Here is a 262-nt window from a genome sequence, read left to right as displayed (position 1 = left end):
AACGAAATCGCTAGTCAGGACCTCTTATTGGCCCTATTTGACCTGAAAAACAATGAACTGACCCATTGGTTAAATAATTATGTTAACCGAGCGAGTGCCCATAAAAAATTAGCCGATTATCAAGAAAGGCGGACGGTTGATAGAGATGATGTGAGCTTATCCTTTCCGGCCTTATCCAAGTATGCCCGAAATTTAAATGCCAGCTATCGCGCGGATGAAATGGATCCCATTATTGGACGGGAAAAAGAACTGGCTGATATGG

Annotated in this window: 1 protein-coding gene; it reads left to right on the top strand. The window is 42.7% G+C overall.

Annotation, left to right across the window (positions count from 1 at the left end; genetic code table 11):
• Positions 1-27: 27 nt before the first annotated feature.
• The coding region (locus QP363_RS13190) for a hypothetical protein (RefSeq protein ID WP_284764820.1) at positions 28-262 on the top strand (235 nt) is incomplete at its 3' end.

Origin of the sequence: Corynebacterium sp. UMB6689, assembly GCF_030215295.1 — a bacterium.
Lineage (GTDB): Bacteria > Actinomycetota > Actinomycetes > Mycobacteriales > Mycobacteriaceae > Corynebacterium > Corynebacterium aurimucosum.
The sequence above is the reverse complement of the archived record's forward strand: the minus strand, read 5'-3'. Positions and strand labels throughout refer to the sequence as shown.